Here is a 16,794-nt window from a genome sequence, read left to right on the forward strand (position 1 = left end):
TTGAACCCGCTTCACCTCGCGGCACGTCACGGCCCATATGTCTTGGTGTCGGGGCTTGTCGCAGGCCTTTTGTTACCAGGACTGGCCGAACCAATGCGGCCGTTCCTGCCACCCTTGGTCATGGTGTTGCTTTTTCTAACGCTGCTGCGGATGAAACCAGGTGCCATTTTGGGTTCGCTGGTTGATCTGAAGCAGGTTGCCGTAACAATCGTTGCCTTTCAGCTGGCCATGCCGCTGTTGGTGGCGGGAGTAGGTATTGTTTGTGGCTGGACTGATACTCCGGTCTTTCTGTCTTTGCTAATCATGGCAGCGGCTCCATCTATTTCGGGCAGCCCCAATATGTGCCTGATGATGGGATATCCCGCAGAATACGCGATGCGGCTGGTCGTGGCGGGGACTGCTGTGCTGCCAATTACCGCCTTACCAATTTTTTGGCTGATGCCTGAATTGGGTGATATGCAAGCTGTGCTGATGACCACCCTTCGTTTGTTTCTTACCATCGTGGTCGCTATCCTCTCTGCCGTTGTGTTGCGGAGGACGGTTCTTCGCGAGCCGTCAGACGCCACGCTTCTGAATATGGAAGGCGCGGCAACGATCACGCTTGCCGTATTTGTGGTCGGCCTGATGCCATCATTGAGTGCGGTGGCCATAGTTAACCCAGGTGTGGCGATATTTTGGATTGTGTTTGCTTGTGTTATTAATTTTGGCGCTCAGGTGGTCTCGTTCCGATTGACGCGCACTAGTCTCCCTCCCGCAAAGGCAACAGCGGTTTCCTTGATAGCTGGAAACCGGAACATTGCTATCTTCTTCGTCGCGCTACCCCCCGAACTGACTTTGCCTATCATGGTATTTATCGGCGCCTATCAGATCCCAATGTATCTTACGCCGCTGATCATGGGGCGGTTGTATCGGCAGGCAGATTCAGTGGCTTGACTTTCTAAGTTACGGATGCGGTCAGCAAACTCGTCAGAATGCTTATTCAACAATCAAAGAAACGAATGTCTAATTCCAACTAAGAAATGTTGAACATATAACGACCAGATTTCAACGCATGCCTGATGCGCGCGATACTTGGAGTGTAGAAGCAAATCGGAAATTTAAGTTGGACAATTTGGGAGCCGATTATTGGGTTGTTATTGCTAGCTTGATCGTTGGACCAACCGAAGCACTCGTGATTTTTTTGACAGCCCATTTAGATAGATGGCTGCGCTGCTGACACCGACCTGGTGGATTGGCCCTGAATAACCCAGCTTTCAACAAACTTGAATGGCCTCCAATTGAGCCAGGTGGATTTCATAATATCCTCTTTTGTGCCGATGCTCATCGCTCTGATTTCGTAGGCTGGCTCTATGGGGAATGGCTCTGTGACCTCAGGCGGCCATTGCAACGGGCTTTCCGTTTGCGATTGTTCTGGCGCTGACTTGCGTGTCGATCTTTATCGGCCTGGCGAATAAACGACGCCGTCGCTAGGGTGTAATAAAAAATTGCCCGGCTAAGTGCCGGGCAATATTCATTGCTAGGTATAAAATTACATCTCGTGGCTGGTCACATCTGTGTGTGATCGCCAACTCCGACGCCGACATAGGTCTCAAACCCTGAGCCTAACACCAACGCGGAAGAGTAGATGTTGCGCAGATCAACCATGCGGGCCGATTTCATAGTTTCTGCCAGGTCATTTAGATTCAAGGCACGGAATTCGTTCCACTCTGTCAGCAAAACAACAGCATCAGCTTCTGCGGCCGCGGCATAAGGATCATCCAACCATTCGACACCCGGCAGCAGCGCCTCGCCTTCGGCACGACCCTGCGGATCAACCACGCGCACACGGGCACCGCCACCAATTAGGGCCGGAACGATCGTCAGAGACGGTGCATCGCGCATGTCGTCAGTGTTGGGTTTGAAGGTCACACCCAGCACCGCAACCGTTTTGCCGTTGAAGTTGTCGTCGCAGGCTTCCCGGATCTTTTCGATCATCCGCTTCTTGACCTCGTCATTGACGCGGATGACGGTTTCGGTGATCTGCATTGGATGCGCGTGATCCTGCCCGATCCGTGCAAGTGCAGCGGTATCTTTCGGGAAACAAGAGCCACCATAGCCGGGCCCGGCGTGCAGGAATTTGTTGCCAATCCGTCCATCAAGACCGATGCCACGTGCGACCTCCTTAACATCGCCGCCAGCACGTTCACACAGCCCCGCAATTTCGTTGATGAAGGTGATTTTTGTCGCCAGAAATGCGTTTGCGGCGTATTTGATCATCTCGGCACTTTCCAGATCGGTGGTCAGGATCGGGAAATCCCGCAGATAGAGTGGGCGATATATTTCCGCCATAACCTCTGCCGCGCGTTCGCTTTCGACGCCTACAACAACACGGTCAGGGCGCATAAAATCATCGATTGCTGCACCTTCGCGTAAGAATTCTGGGTTCGAAGCTACATCGAAACTCGCCTTGGGATTGGCAGCTGATACGACTGCATGAACCTTGCGATTGGTACCAACCGGGACGGTCGATTTGGTGACTACGACCGTATATTCAGTTATAGCTTGCGCGATCTCTTCGGCGGCAGCCATCACATAAGTCAGGTCAGCATGTCCATCGCCGCGTCGAGTTGGCGTTCCGACTGCGATGAACACAGCGTCTGCTCCATCAACCGCTGACGCCAAGTCAGTGGTGAATGTCAGACGGCCTGCAGACACATTCTTGGCCATAAGTATATCGAGGCCCGGTTCATAAATCGGCACCTCACCGGCCTGAAGCATTTCGATCTTGCGCTCAGATTTATCGACGCAAACAACGTCGTGCCCGAAATCTGAAAAGCAAACTCCGGACACCAGGCCGACATATCCGGTACCAATCATAGCAATACGCATTAATCAAATTCCTTCTTTTTCCCGCCAGCGGTGCACTTCCGGTTGGAACCACACACTTAACCATTGCTCAGCACATGGGCGCAGTACCGATATTGGTGTCCGGAACATTTCACCGGGATGCAACTCTTTGCGACGGAATATGCCTTTTAGGGGGGAATGTTCAAGTGAGTTTGTTTACTCTGACGGTCGCGCCTAAACCATTGAATAAGAGCATTGGTTGTTTGTCCGGTGAAGAATGACTGATAAGTGACAATAGGTTTTTTGCTGCTGCCAATATAAGGTTAGAGCGACCGACAACGATAGGTGATCGCTCAAAACAATCAGGACATCGAGAAATCGCTCGGATCGCGGTGTTCTTGAATCGCCTCACCCAACCATTTGAATACGAGCTTTGCGCGGTCGGATGAGGTGTTGTGCAGTTTAACGTAAAAATCCAGTTGTGATGAAATGGTCTGCGGCAACAACTTAACGAGTTTGCCGGATGCGATTAGCTCCGAAGTCAAGCCCTCCCATCCCAAAACTGCCCCCATATCGTCCTGAGCGGCTTGAAGCGCAATCGTGTAATTGTTGACGCGATGGGCGGAGTTCAAAGGGCCCTCATACCCCAGTTTTTGTGTCCACGCGCGCCAGTCAGTCCATCCGGTATCCGGGGCATCGAGATGAATGAGTGGAAGCCCCGCGATTTCGTCGACCCGCTCAATCGGGTTTTGTTCTGCAAACCGGGGGCTGCACAAGGCCATGATGTTGTCATGAAACAGGGTCTTGAAAACACCTGTTTCACGGCTGGATTCTCCGTAATGGATGCTCAAATCACACTTCGAAGAGTCGACGCCCAGATCTGTTACAACCTGTGTAACGGAAACATGTCCGTGTTGTTTCCAGAATTGGGCAAGGCGTGGCGTGAGCCAGAGTGAGCTTACCGCTGTTGTCGAGCGGATCGTCACTCCTTTTTTGTCGTATTGGCGCCGCAATTGCCCAAGGGCCTCGCTGATCCCTTCTAGGCTGCGTTGCAGTGAGACAAGTAGGTATGCCCCACTTTCAGTCAGTTCAACACCGCGATGATGGCGCACAAACAACCCGCATTGCAGTTCGTTCTCGAGCGCTTTGACCTGATGGCTGATCGCGGCCGGGGTGACGTTGAGTTCTTCAGCCGCCGTCTTGAAGCTGACATGCCGGGCGGCTGCTTCGAAGCTGATCAGCGAACTAAGAGGTGGTAGATCGTAGGGACGGTTGGGCAAGATGTTTTGACCTGTGATGGATCGATTGCCTGATAAATTAAAGGAGATCGTCTGGCTATAGGCTTATTTAATCTAACTCAGAGTGAATCTTTTTGCAATTGTCGGCCAACGGTTCCCGATGAAAATGCTCCCCAACCGGTTTGCAATGCGATCCCTTGTTGGTCGTGCACAGTTTGAAGGAGTTGCGGAATGCAGTCACATGCAAAAGTCGTGGTTGTCGGAGGAGGTTGCGTAGGGGCGTCGATCCTTTACGGGTTGACCGAACATGGCTGCACAGATGCGGTCATGCTGGAACGTACAACACTAACCTCCGGCTCGACCTGGCATGCAGCGGGTCTGTTGGTGACCTTCGTGCGGTCGCACAATGTGTCGAAGATGACGATGGAAACCATCCGCATCTATACTGAGGTTGAAGAAAAGATGGGCAGCTCGGTCGGGTTGCGGAAGGTTGGTCAGCTGCGGGTCGCCAATACTGAAAAGCGCTGGGACGAGTTCCAGTCTTATATCTCGATTGCCGAGGCGGCTGGCGTACCTTGCAAGCTGCTGACCCCTGAAGAGATTGCCGAAGTCCATCCGTTGCTAAACCAGAGCCCGGACATTCGGGGTGGTATCCTGCACACCGAAGACGGGTACGTGAATCCGGCCGATATCACCATGGCTCTGGCCAAGCTGGCACGCGATGCTGGTGCCAAGGTTTACCAGAACACCGAGGCTCAGGCCTATGAAAAGCTGGATAACGGCCATTGGAAAGTGACCACCAACCAGGGTGAGATCACATGTGAGCATCTGATCTTCGCGACTGGCAACTATGCCCGCGAAAACGCACGCCGCGTGGGGTTGGATCTGCCCTGTATTCCGATCGTTCACCAGTATTGGACCACCGAGACCGTACCGCTGCTGAAAGAGCGCCGGGCGGAGGGCCTGCCAGAATTCCCGATCCTGCGGGATGAAGATTACGGCGCTTATCTGCGCGAAGATGTGGGCGGCATCCAGTTCGGGCCCTATGAATTCACCAAAGACCTTAAGCTATTTGCCGAAGACCGCGTGCCACCGGAATTTGGTGCTGATCTACTGCCCGAGGATTTCGACGCCGTGGAAACTCAGTGGGAACGCGCGATTGAAAGGGTGCCCACATTGGGCGAGGTCGGGATCAAAGCCAACACCCGCGGTCCATTTCAGATGACACCGGACGAGCTGCCTTTGGCCGGTCCGGCGCCGGGACATGAAAACCTCTGGCTGGCCGAAGGCATGCCCGGTGGCATTCTGTGGGGCGGGACGGTTGGCAACCGTCTGGCCAAGTGGATCGTCGATGGCGATCCGGGCATGGATATGTCGGAACTCGATCCGCGCAGGTTCTCGGATTATGCCTCCAAGCGCTGGACCATGGATAAGGTGCGCGAGACATGGGGCACCCATATGGATGCGCATGTGCCGGGCGAGGACTTCCCCGATGCGCGTCCTATGAAGACCGTCGGGTCATATGATCTGCTGACCGCACAAGGAGCAGTCTGGACCAGCTTCAATGGCTGCGAATTCCCGCGCTGGTTCGCCAAATCACCCGAAGAAGCGATCCCCGAACACAGCTTCCGTCGCACCAATCATATGGAGCGGGTTCAGGAAGAGGTGCGAACTACACGTGAAGAAGCTGGTTTCATCGAAATGTCTCCGATGACCAAATTCACCGTTCGCGGACCGGGGGCTGCACAGTGGTTAGACAGCATCATGGCCAACAAACTGCCAAAAGTGGGCCGCATGACCCTGTCGCTGATGCTGAACGACAAGGGCGGCATGGATGCGGAATACACCATCGTGCGCTATGCCAACGACGATTTCTACCTGATCTCAACACCGAACTGGCGGGCCTATAACTGGGACCAACTACAGCGCGCGTTGCCGCGCGACGGGTCTGTCGTGATCGAGGATATCTCAGAGCAGCTGGGCGTGATCGCACTAGCCGGGCCCAAGGCACGCGAAATCTTACAGCCGCTGACGGACAATGATCTGTCAAATGAAGCCTTCCCGTGGCTCTCGGCGCAGATGGGCGAGGTGGGCTATGCCAAAGGTGTGCACCTGCTGCGTGTCTCGTATACCGGAGAGCTTGGATGGGAACTGCATCACCCGGTTGGGTATAATCGCCACCTCGTTGATCTGCTGCTGAAGACCGGCGTGAAACCCTTCGGTCTTGAGGCGCTGGAATCGATGCGACTTGAGAAATCCTATCGCGCCATCAATCGCGAGATTTGCAAGGACCTGACACCCTATGAGGCCGATCTGGGCCGTTTCGTGGCGATGACAGAAAAGATCGGCGGGCAGGTGGCCGAACGTGACTTCATCGGCAAAGCCGCGCTGCAGAAGCAGCAGGCCGATGGCGGATACAACACGCTGGTCACACTGAAGCTGCCGTTCTGCGATACCTCGGTGATGTTCGACGAAGGCGTCTATGCCGATGGCAAGTTGATCGGGCGGGTCACCTCGGGCGGGTTCTCGTATTACTGCAATCACGACATTGCGATGGCACTGGTGCCACAGGACATGACGGCACCCGGCACCAAAATGCAGGTGCTTATCCACAATGAAATGCGCGAGGCCGAAGTGATCGATACCTGCGCCGTTGATCCCACCAGCGCCCGCGCGCGCGCCTGATCCGGAGGATTTGAAATGGCAGAAGTCAAAGCACGCTCGGGCCGTGGCGGTGGACGTGCCGCGCGGGTCAAGGCTCGCACCAACCCGCCCCCTGTCTACCTGTCGACGCTGAACCGCAAGGTCGGTCCGATTGATCTGCTTGGCCCCGAGGGTGTTGAGAGAATCCACAACGCGGCCATGACGATACTTGAAACCACAGGGATCGAGTTCCGTGATCCGGTCGCTTTGGCCGATTGGAAGAAGTACGGCGCGGATGTGCAGGGTGAACGGGTGCGTATCGGGCGCGAGATGCTGATGGACCTGATCTCGGCCGTTCCCCCAGAGTGGGGCTATGCCGCGCGCAACCCGGAACGCTCGCTTCGGGTGGGCAATCAGCATTCGGTCTTTGCCAACGCTTATGGTGCGCCGTTTGTCTACGGTCTAGATGGCGTGCGCCGCCCTTCGATGTTGGAGGATGCGCATAACTTCTTCAAACTCAGTCAGATGAGTCAGTCGATGATGGTGCCGGGTATTTTGCCGGTTGAGCCGCAAGATGTCCCTGTCCCGCAACGTCATTTGGAGCTGGTTCATGCCGCACTGACCTTGACGGACAAACCGATCAAAGGTTCGGTGCTGTCGGAACAGGCGGCACTGGATTCGGTTGAGATGACTCGCATCGTGTTTGGTGAGGAATTTGTCGACAACAATGTGGTAATGGCGGCCCTACTGAACTGCAACACACCGCTCGTCTGGGATGAGACCATGTTGCAAAGCTTGCGCGTCTATGCCGCTGCCAACCAGCCCTGCCTGCTGTCGCCCTTTGTCCTTGCCGGGGCAAGCACACCTGCCAGCCCGCAGGGAGGTGTCGCGCTGCTGATCGCCGAATCGCTGGCGGGAATGGCTTACAGCCAGATCATTCGGCGCGGAGCACCGATGGTATTGGGCGTCGCGATCATGGGCGTTTCGATGAAGACAGGCGCACCGATGATGGGGTCCCCGGAGCCCGGCTTGATGAACCTTTTGGTGGGTCAGATGGCGCGGTTCTACGGTGTGCCGTGGCGAACCTGCACCATGTGGACCGGATCGAAATCCCCGGATATGCAGGCGGCGTTCGACACCGCAAATACCATGTGGCCGGTGCTGCTGGGCGGTGCGAACTACATCGTCCACTCGGCGGGCTTTCTTGAGGGCGCGCTTGGGGTCAGCTATTCGAAATGGGTGCAGGACGCATTGCAGTTAGAGAACTTCCACCGTTTCTTCAGTGGCCTGCAAGAGGAAAATCTGGACGCTTTGCTGGGCGACATCGAAAACATCGGACCCGGCGGACATTTCCTAGGCACCGACCACACGCGTGAGAACCCCATGCACATGAACCACTTGCAAAACAATGACAGTTTTGAACAGTGGGAAGCTGAGGGCTCGAAAACCGCCGAAGTCGTTGGTACGGAAGAGGCGCAGCGTATGCTAAACACCTATGTGCGGCCGCCAATGCCGGATGATCAGCGCGGTGCGTTGGATGAGTTCGTCGCCAAAAAGCGGTTGGAATACAGCGCTTGATTAATCTGGAAAGCGGGCGCTAACGTGCCCGGTTCATAACCCAAGGACAGGATCACGCACATGACCGATGACTCGACGACAACGCTCTCACTCGACGAGGTAAGGGGGTTGGCCAGGTCTGTCTTTGTGGCTGCGGGAGTGGATGAGCACGGTACCGCAGTATTGGCCGATCTTGTTCGAATGAGCGAACGAGACGGGCCACGAAGCCATGGCCTACGAATGTTACCTGTTTATGCGCAGAGCTTTGCTTCGGGCTACGCCAACCCCGCCGCCAACCCGAGTGTTGAACGTATCGCTCCGGGTGTTTTGCGGGGGGATGGCGACAATGGTTATTACCAGATCGCGGCCGCCAAAGCGCGGAACGTGCTTATTGAAATGGCGCGCGAGAACGGGATCGCGGCGTTCACCTGTGCCAATTGCCACCATCTGGGGGCGTTACGGTTCGATACCGGTCCGTTAGCTGAGGCTGGACTGGTCGCGCTAGGTGTCGTGAACTCGCTTTCCATGGTGGTGCCACAAGGGGGCGTTCGCCCGGTTTTTGGCACCAATCCGATGTCTTTTGCCTGCCCTCGACCTGGGGGTGAGCCGGTCGTGTGGGATCAGGCATCGTCCATGGTGGCACTTATGGATATTCGCATGGCAGCTGCGGAAGGGCATGATTTACCACGTCCTGCAGGGCTTGATCCAGAGGGACAGCCGACACGTGACCCCAACGCCATACTGGAAACCCGCAGTTTGTTGCCATTTGGTGAACACAAGGGAGCAGCGATTGCATTCCTGATCGAGGTCCTCGGTGCAGCACTGGCTGGCGGAACCTTGTCCGTCGATAACGCCAAGCGCGAAGCGCACGGGGCGTTAAATATCAAAGGCGGCAACACGCTGATCGCAATTGATCCGGCGCGGTTTGGCAACGAAGCGTTCGGAGATTATGTCCAGCGCATTTGCGCCGAGATCGAAGGCAATGGCGATGCACGCGTTCCCGGAGATGGCAGATTGAAGAACCGCGCCACGGCCGAAGCGGATGGAGTTCGTGTCACTGCCGAATTGATGGCACAACTGCGCGAACTTCAGTAGAGGCCGCACGAATGTCTCGGGTCGTTGTAATCGGTGGCGGTGTTGTCGGAATTTCCTGTGCTTTAACACTGCAGTCGCAGGGGCACTCTGTTACGGTCGTTGAACCCGGACCGGTGGGTGAGGGGGCAAGCTGGGCCTCCTGCGGCTGTATCGCGGTTGGCGAGATCGTACCTTTGTCGCAGCCGGGGATGCTGATGAAAGTGCCGGGTTGGTTGCTGGATTCCGAGGCCCCGCTTTCTTTGAGGCCAGCCTCGGCATTGAAGCTGATACCTTGGTTTGTGCGGTTCACAGCCAATGCGCGGCGTTCGAAGATGCGGGCGATTACCGCCGATCTGGCACGTCTCACCTTTGCTGCCACTGATGATTTCAAAGCGCAGCTCGCGGATGTTGGTCACCCAGAGCTTTTGGTTGAGCGACCAGTGATCAAGCTGTTTGATGATGACAATGACCTTGCGACCATGCGCGCTGCCTTTGATCTCGCGCGTGAGTTCGGGTGCACCATCGATCAGGTATCAGGCCATGAAGCGCATGAGATGGACCCCGCCATTGCGCCTGATTTCAAATATGCAGCGTTGTTACGGGATTGGAGCTTTGTGACGGATCCAAAACTGTTGGTCGAAATTCTGATGCAGAGCTTTACCCAACGGGGCGGGGAGATTGTCTCGAATGCAGTGATCGACTTTACTCGTGATGATCAACATATCCAAAGCGTGCATACCGGCGACGGTCGCACGCTGAGCGCGGATGAATTTGTAGTTGCTGCAGGCACGCATTCGCGTGTTTTGGCTAAGAAGTTAAATATTTCACTGCGCATGGAGGGTGTCATGGGATACTCTACTGCTTTGCAAGACAGTGGAATCGATCTGCGCCACACGGTGTTTTACGCAAAGGGCGGGTTTGGCATCACGCCTTATGAGGATGCGCTGGCCGTGGCAGGCACCGCAGAGTTTGCGGACTTGAATGAGCAGCCCGATTGGAACCGGGCCGATGTACTGGTCAAACGTGCGCAGCGTGTATTGCCGGGGTTGAGGACTGAGAAATTTGAGCGCCGCATGGGTCGTCGCCCTTTTACGCCAGATACACGCCCGATCATTGGCCGCAGCAGGCGTCTGACCAATGTCACTTTTGCTACGGGCCACGGGCAACTGGGTCTGACATTGGGAGCGACGACGGCGCGACTTGTTGCAGATGTAATCGCTGGCAGGGTACCGAGCATCGATATACAGGCCTTCAGCCCGGATCGGTTCTAAAACTAAGCCAGAGCCCGCCCAATTCCTTATGGGCGACGTAAGATGCCACCAATAGCCCGATCATCCACCCGGTGATTACTGCACAGGCGGTTCCAAACCAGACACCGATTTCGTTGAAGCCGAGAACGCCGATAAAAATCCAGACAAAAAAGGCTACGCCAAATCCCTGACGATAGAGGCTTATCCATACTGTCCAGATTGGGCGTTTTAGCGCCTGCAGCAGCGAGTTGATTGAAAACAGCATCATATAGAATGGAAGGATCAGACTATCGACACGTAGATAGCTGAGCCCCACGCGAATAACTTCGGGATCATCAGTAAAGAGACCCAGCAGAGACCGGCCAAATATCCACAGGATAGGGGCCGCAATAGCGGTCATGACCAGCCCGACTTTCCAGCAATAAAACAGGGCTTCGCGCACCCTTTCATAGTCCCGTGCCCCGAAATTCTGAGACGCGATGGGAAGCAGCGCACCAGTGACCCCGAGCACAGGCAATAGTAGAATCTGCTCCAACCTAATAGCGACACCGAAGCCCGCAATCGCGTGCTCGCCGAAGATTTTCAACGCGAACTGCACGACAAAACCTGATAGGAGCATCACGATGAACGATGTGGCCGTTGGAAGGACTTGAACTGAGATTTCCTTGAACTTTTGCAGGCGCGGAATGAAATTTCTTGCCCGCATGCGCCTCATTCTTCGGCGTCTGAGCACCTGGCGGATCATGAACACCATCACACCGGTTTGGCTGATTACCGTAGAAATTGCGAGGCCATCGAACCCGATGCCGGGGATCAAGCCCGGGATACCAAAGATCAACAACGGATTGAGGCCAATATTGGCAAAAAACGCAACGATAAGAGCGCGTTGCATCGAAACCGCGTCCCCATGTGCTTGAAGAATTCCGTTGCATCCAAAGGCCAAAAGGAACCCGGGCAGGGCCAGTAATAGCCAGTAGAAATAGCGTAATCCCGCTTCGCGATATGGTCCCGGTTCCGAAACCAATTGAATAAGTGCCGGGCCGTACCAGAGCCCTGCCAATGCCAAAACTCCGGCTGCGATGAAACCGTAGATCATCCCTTGAGCTGCAAACCGCCGTGCCGCGCGATTATCACCGGCACCCAAGGCATTACCGACGAGCGCGCTCATTGCTGCGCCCAATCCAACTCCGACCGAGATTGCGATGAAGAATGCCTGAAAACCCAATGCCAGGCCTGCTTGCGCACTGGTTGAGAGGAGCCCCGCAAAGAACATATCTACGACGTTGTAGAGCGTGTTGAACAGCATCCCAATTGCCGCTGGGATGGCTAAGGTTCGAAAATGGGCTGAAATCGGCCCGCGTGTCAGATCAATCTCGGTTGGGGCAGCCATCTCAGTAAGCCCCTAAGGGCGCTCGGCTTGAACGGTGAGGAAGACGAACTCGGGTGTCAGAACCTCTTCAAAGCCGTGGTTCAATTCCGCATCAACACTAATACTATCCCCGGCTGAAAGCGTGAACCTTGCTTCGCCATAGCGATAGACTGCCTGCCCTTCGAGGACCTGAACAAACACAACGCCGTGCCCGACATAGGTGGGCGGTTGTCCCTCATCCCGTAACAGCGTTACGCGACGGGCCTGGAATCGCAGGTCTTTCCGAGAATGCAATGCGAGGTTGACATATTCATGCGAATGTCCACCGGCCAAGCGAGTGGACTTCAAACCTTCGCCATGGCGCACGAGGGTATAGTCAGTGTGATCAGTTCTTGCTTCGCGAAACAGTGAAACGATGGGGACTTCTAGTGCTTCCGCCAATGCCGCAAGAGTGTCAATCGAAGGTGAAACCAGCCCATTTTCGATACGGCTGACCATCGCAGCCGAAATACCCGATTGTTCGGCAAGCCGGCGGGCGGATTGCTTCCGGCTTTGACGCAGCTCCCTCAGAGAGGCGCCAATGGCACGGTCAATCTGTCTTCCCGGCGTGTCAACTTGCATGAAACGTTCCGTCAATCTTCGCCGTAATAGCCTACGACGTCTCCTTTTGTTGTGACACCCAGACCATTCAGCAACCGATTGGCATAATTGAAATATCCCACGATTTGATTGATTTCGAGGATCTCACCGTCTTCCCAGCCAGCATTTTTCAAGGCGTCTACATCCGATTCTTCCATGGTGCCCGGCGACAGCGTCAGCTTCTCAGCATAGCTCAACGCTTCCAGATGTGCGCCCTCGAACGCATCCTGAGGGCGATGCGCGGTAAGCGCAGCCTCAATTGAGTCGGCGCGTGCGTCGTCACCGATCAGATGACGGGCGTTTGCCCAGTGGTTGGCATAGGAGTAAGGGCACGTGTTCAGCGTGGAAACGTAGGAGCTTATGACTTCCTGAAACCACATAGGCACTGAATTGGCGTCATCATGAAGGCAGGCGCGATACAAAATGACGTGCCCTTTCATGGTGTTGGGACGTAGCGAATGGACACGCATCACGTTGTCCACTGTCCCATGCGGTGTACGCGCTAAATCAAGGGTATTCTTCAAATGTTCGTCGGCATCTTCGTCAGATATCATCCGAATCCAGGCAGACATTCATTCGTCCTTCTATAGTTTATTTTCGTATTTCGGGGCGGCGACAGAGCGCCCGTTGAGTTTTTTTATTGACGAATATTGCACATTAAGCAACCATATTGATTAGCGCGCAACAGATTTGAGGATTCTGAAGCTTTGCCAGATTGCTCCGCTTTGCCAAATTCAAAGCTGCAGATGTCTTGTGCCAACAGGCATGACGACGGATCGCGGTTGATCAAATGCGCGCAAAGTCGAAATGCGCCTGGTTTGTTGACGGGCTATACTCGCAACCTCAAAGGTCAGCTATTGCGTCTGACCCGGATATCGACAGGTTCGGCATGACTCAGCCCTCCCCCATGATAGAAGTGACCAATCTTGATAAGTATTATGGCACTTTCCATGCACTCAAGAATATCGATCTGACTGTTCATCAGGGTGAAAAGGTTGTGATCTGCGGCCCGTCTGGGTCGGGAAAATCCACGCTGATCCGTTGTTTCAACGGGTTGGAATGGCATAACTCTGGACGTCTCGTGATTGATGGCATCGAAGTTTACAAAGACGCAAAAGAAATACGTGAGTTGCGGCAAGAAGTCGGAATGGTGTTTCAGCAGTTTAACCTGTTTCCGCATTTGACCGTGCTTGAAAACCTGATGATCGGGCCGATGAAGGTGCGAAAGATTTCCAAAGCTCAGGCCGAGGAAACCGCACGCAATTATCTTGATCGTGTTCACATTCCCGAGCAGGCCGACAAGTATCCGGCGCAATTGTCGGGTGGGCAACAACAGCGCGTTGCCATCGCGCGGTCCTTGTGCATGGAAACCCGGATCATGCTGTTTGATGAGCCGACCTCTGCGCTTGATCCAGAGATGATTAATGAAGTGCTGGATGTGATGGTGGAACTTGCCGATACCGGTATGACCATGGTTGTTGTCACCCATGAGATGGGGTTTGCCCGTAAGGTCGCTGACACTATGGTCTTCATGGAGGCCGGGCAGATCGTGGAAATTTCACCTCCAGAACAGTTCTTTACCAACCCGTCCAGCGAACGCTGTCGCCTGTTCCTGAACCAGATATTGGAGCACTGACGTGACCGATCTGGGCATATCACGGGGAAAAGGGCAGTCGTTGCCGAAACCGCCATTCTACAAGCGGTTCTTTGGCTCGGTGTTTGTCTCGGTCGGGATCTATGCAATCATCGTTGGGCTAATTGCCTATGGCTCGTACGTTGGTGCTCAGGGAATGGGGTATAACTGGCAATGGTACCGGGTGCCCCAGTTCCTCTACCGCAACACAGAAATCGGCTTTGAGTGGGGTGAGATACCCATAGGGTTGGTCGCCACGATCAAATTGTCTGTCATTTCTTTCCTGTTGGCCACTGCTATTGGACTCCTGGTCGCGTTGCTGCGTCTATCCGGCCTGGTAATTGGTACGGCTGTAGCAGTTGGCTTCCTTGAACTTATCCGAAACATTCCTCTGCTGGTTCTGCTTTATCTGTTCTACTACGTGCTGGGTCCGATCTTTGGTTTTGACCGGTATACCGCCAGTATTCTGACCTTGGCGGTGTTTCATTCGGCGCTGATATCCGAAATTCTGCGGGCTGGGATTAATGCCATCCCAACTGGTCAGTGGGAGGCGGCTAAATCCATCGGGATGACCCCCTATCAGACCTATCGTTACATCATCCTTCCGCAATCTATTCGGTTTATGTTGCCGCCGATGACGGGCGAGGTTGTTCACCTAATCAAATCCTCGGCCATCGTCAGCGTCATTGCCGTCGCCGAGCTGACCACCTTCGGACGCAACATCATATCCGACACTTACATGAGTTTTGAAATCTGGTTCACCATCGCACTGGTCTATCTGGTGGTGACCCTGATCCTGTCGATCGGCGTAAGTTATCTGGAGAAGAAATATGCCGTCGACCAATAACCACAAGAATTTAACCGGACAACAAGGAGAACCAAGATGAAGCTATCTCGCAGAATGCTCGGGGTTGCCCTGGGCGCGGTCGTGGCAACTGGCATGGCGACCTCAAGCTGGGCGCAAAGCGCAACTCAGGAACTGTCCAGCGAAAGTGTAATTGAAACGATCAAACAGGATGGGGTGATCCGGATTGGCCTATCGCTGTTTGTACCTTGGTCGATGCGTGACAAGAACGGCGATCTGATCGGGTTCGAACTGGATGTCGGCCGAAAATTGGCCGAAGACATGGGCGTTGAGGTCGAATTTGTTCCAACTGCCTGGGATGGCATTATCCCGGCCCTTGTGTCTGGTAATTTCGACGTGATCATCTCGGGCATGTCGGTGACTGCTCAGCGGAACCTGACGATCAACTTCACTGACCCATATGCCTATTCTGGCTTGGCCATCCTGGCCAACAAAGAGTTGACTGCAGGCATGGCGCGTGAGGACTTGAACTCATCTGACGTTACCTTTGCTGCGCGTCGCGGTGCAACGCCGGCAACCGTGATTGCCAAGGCATTCCCTGAGGCTAATCTGCTGTTGTTTGATGAAGATGGCGCATCGACTCAGGAAGTTCTTAATGGCAACGCCCACGCCACAATGGCATCGCAGCCAACCCCCAACCGCGAGGCGGGGCGCAATCCAGAAACACTGGTTGTGCTTGAAGGTGAGCTGTTCGACCCGCGTGGTGAGGCGTTTGGGATGCGCAAAGGTGATCCCGACGCGATGAATTTCTTCAACAACTGGATTGCACAGAATTGGCGGTCCGGCTGGCTGGAAGAGCGCCATAATTACTGGTTTGCCACTGAAGAGTGGGCCGACCAGGTCGCCCAATAACCACACTGACTGGGGGCGGACCCACCGCCCCTGGTCCTTATGCGGAGCGCTTTGGTGCAGGAATTCCTTAGAAAACTCAGATGGCCTGACTATGTGATCGTGGCAGTTTTGATAACCTTCTTTGGGTATATCTGGCTGTCGATCGAAGGTACGCTGAATTACAAATGGCGTTGGGAACTGATCCCAAGCTATATTGTTGGCTGGCATTCCGGGCGCGAAGAGTATTTTGCAAATCTGCTGCTGCAGGGTTTGGCAGCGACGGTTCGCATCAGCATCTATTCGGGTATTCTAGCGCTCATTCTTGGTACAATACTGGGAATTGCACGCTGTTCGGCCAATCTGACCATACGCATGCTTGCGCGTACCTATCTCGAGTTTTTGCGCAATGTTCCCCCCGTCGTCGTTGTCTTCATCTTTTTCTTTTTCCTATCTCAACAACTGATCGATGCGCTGAACCTTGAACGTTGGGCGCGCGGTATTGCACGGCAGGAAAACAACCAGATCTGGACCTTCTTCTTCGGCGAAATGCGTCGCTTTCCTTCGCTTGTTTCAGGGGTGATCGTTCTGGCCCTGTTTGAAAGTGCGTTTGTCGGCGAAATCGTGCGTGCCGGAATTCAGTCGATCCCGAAGGGTCAGCGCGAGGCGGCACGCTCGATCGGGATGAGCCGCATGCAAGAGCTGCGCTACGTAGTGCTGCCGCAGGCGATGAAAAAGGTTGTGCCCCCGCTAGCCAACCAGTTCATTTCATTGATCAAGGACAGCTCGATCCTGTCGCTGATCTCGGTGCAGGAACTGACTTACAAAACCGTCGAACTGGTCGCCTCGTCCCGGATGATCTTCAAGGCGTG

General features: G+C 54.6%; 14 protein-coding genes. 9 read left to right on the forward strand and 5 right to left on the reverse strand.

The window, feature by feature from the left end:
- Positions 1-168 precede the first annotated feature (168 nt).
- A complete protein-coding gene (locus ACRZ91_RS19895; protein ID WP_480908066.1) occupies positions 169-933 on the forward strand; it encodes a hypothetical protein in 765 nt (254 codons plus the stop codon).
- Between the two features lie 612 nt (positions 934-1,545).
- Here the strand turns inward: ACRZ91_RS19895 and ACRZ91_RS19900 are convergent.
- A complete protein-coding gene (locus ACRZ91_RS19900; RefSeq protein ID WP_480908068.1) occupies positions 1,546-2,868 on the reverse strand; it encodes a UDP-glucose dehydrogenase family protein in 1,323 nt (440 codons plus the stop codon).
- Positions 2,869-3,188: 320 nt separating this feature from the next.
- A complete protein-coding gene (locus tag ACRZ91_RS19905) occupies positions 3,189-4,106 on the reverse strand; it encodes a LysR substrate-binding domain-containing protein (protein ID WP_480908070.1) in 918 nt (305 codons plus the stop codon).
- A gap of 189 nt (positions 4,107-4,295) precedes the next feature.
- Here ACRZ91_RS19905 and ACRZ91_RS19910 point away from each other — a divergent pair, with 189 nt between their 5' ends.
- The 4 genes from ACRZ91_RS19910 to ACRZ91_RS19925 are packed head-to-tail and all read left to right on the forward strand — an operon-like array spanning position 4,296 to position 10,609.
- On the forward strand, positions 4,296-6,749 hold the full coding sequence (locus tag ACRZ91_RS19910; RefSeq protein WP_480908072.1) for a GcvT family protein: 2,454 nt from the start codon (positions 4,296-4,298) through the stop codon (positions 6,747-6,749).
- 15 nt (positions 6,750-6,764) lie between these two features.
- Entirely contained in the window at positions 6,765-8,285 is a 1,521-nt protein-coding gene (locus ACRZ91_RS19915) for a trimethylamine methyltransferase family protein (RefSeq protein ID WP_480908074.1), read from the forward strand.
- Between the two features lie 60 nt (positions 8,286-8,345).
- Positions 8,346-9,359 carry an Ldh family oxidoreductase gene (locus ACRZ91_RS19920; RefSeq protein ID WP_480908076.1) on the forward strand — a complete coding sequence of 338 codons (1,014 nt, stop codon included), beginning with the start codon at positions 8,346-8,348 and terminating at the stop codon, positions 9,357-9,359.
- 11 nt (positions 9,360-9,370) lie between these two features.
- Positions 9,371-10,609, forward strand: a complete 1,239-nt coding sequence (locus ACRZ91_RS19925) for an NAD(P)/FAD-dependent oxidoreductase (protein ID WP_480908078.1) — start codon at positions 9,371-9,373, stop codon at positions 10,607-10,609.
- On the opposite strand, the gene ACRZ91_RS19930 is transcribed toward ACRZ91_RS19925, so the two are convergent.
- Genes ACRZ91_RS19930 through ACRZ91_RS19940 form a run of 3 tightly spaced genes read right to left on the reverse strand, consistent with a single transcriptional unit; the run spans position 10,590 to position 13,168 of the window.
- A complete protein-coding gene (locus tag ACRZ91_RS19930) occupies positions 10,590-11,978 on the reverse strand; it encodes an MATE family efflux transporter (RefSeq protein ID WP_480908080.1) in 1,389 nt (462 codons plus the stop codon). The genes ACRZ91_RS19925 and ACRZ91_RS19930 overlap by 20 nt on opposite strands.
- Positions 11,979-11,990: 12 nt before the next feature.
- Positions 11,991-12,578: a helix-turn-helix domain-containing protein gene (locus ACRZ91_RS19935; RefSeq protein WP_010441577.1), complete on the reverse strand. Its 588-nt coding sequence runs from the start codon at positions 12,576-12,578 to the stop codon at positions 11,991-11,993.
- Between the two features lie 11 nt (positions 12,579-12,589).
- The gene (locus ACRZ91_RS19940; protein ID WP_010441576.1) at positions 12,590-13,168 is read right to left on the reverse strand and encodes a carboxymuconolactone decarboxylase family protein; all 579 of its coding nucleotides are present in this window, start codon (positions 13,166-13,168) and stop codon (positions 12,590-12,592) included.
- A gap of 317 nt (positions 13,169-13,485) precedes the next feature.
- Here ACRZ91_RS19940 and ACRZ91_RS19945 point away from each other — a divergent pair, with 317 nt between their 5' ends.
- The 4 genes from ACRZ91_RS19945 to ACRZ91_RS19960 all read left to right on the forward strand — a co-directional run.
- Positions 13,486-14,232 (forward strand): amino acid ABC transporter ATP-binding protein, encoded by a 747-nt coding sequence (locus ACRZ91_RS19945; protein WP_311201795.1) that lies wholly within the window; start codon positions 13,486-13,488, stop codon positions 14,230-14,232.
- 1 nt (position 14,233) lies between these two features.
- Positions 14,234-15,076, forward strand: a complete 843-nt coding sequence (locus ACRZ91_RS19950; RefSeq protein WP_480908082.1) for an amino acid ABC transporter permease — start codon at positions 14,234-14,236, stop codon at positions 15,074-15,076.
- A 36-nt stretch (positions 15,077-15,112) separates the two neighbouring features.
- Positions 15,113-15,946: a transporter substrate-binding domain-containing protein gene (locus ACRZ91_RS19955; protein ID WP_010441573.1), complete on the forward strand. Its 834-nt coding sequence runs from the start codon at positions 15,113-15,115 to the stop codon at positions 15,944-15,946.
- A gap of 54 nt (positions 15,947-16,000) precedes the next feature.
- Positions 16,001-16,794, forward strand: a 794-nt coding sequence (locus tag ACRZ91_RS19960) for an amino acid ABC transporter permease (RefSeq protein WP_480908084.1), incomplete at its 3' end; no start/stop codon positions are given.

The sequence above is a fragment of the Ruegeria sp. O11 genome, from assembly GCF_056535285.1.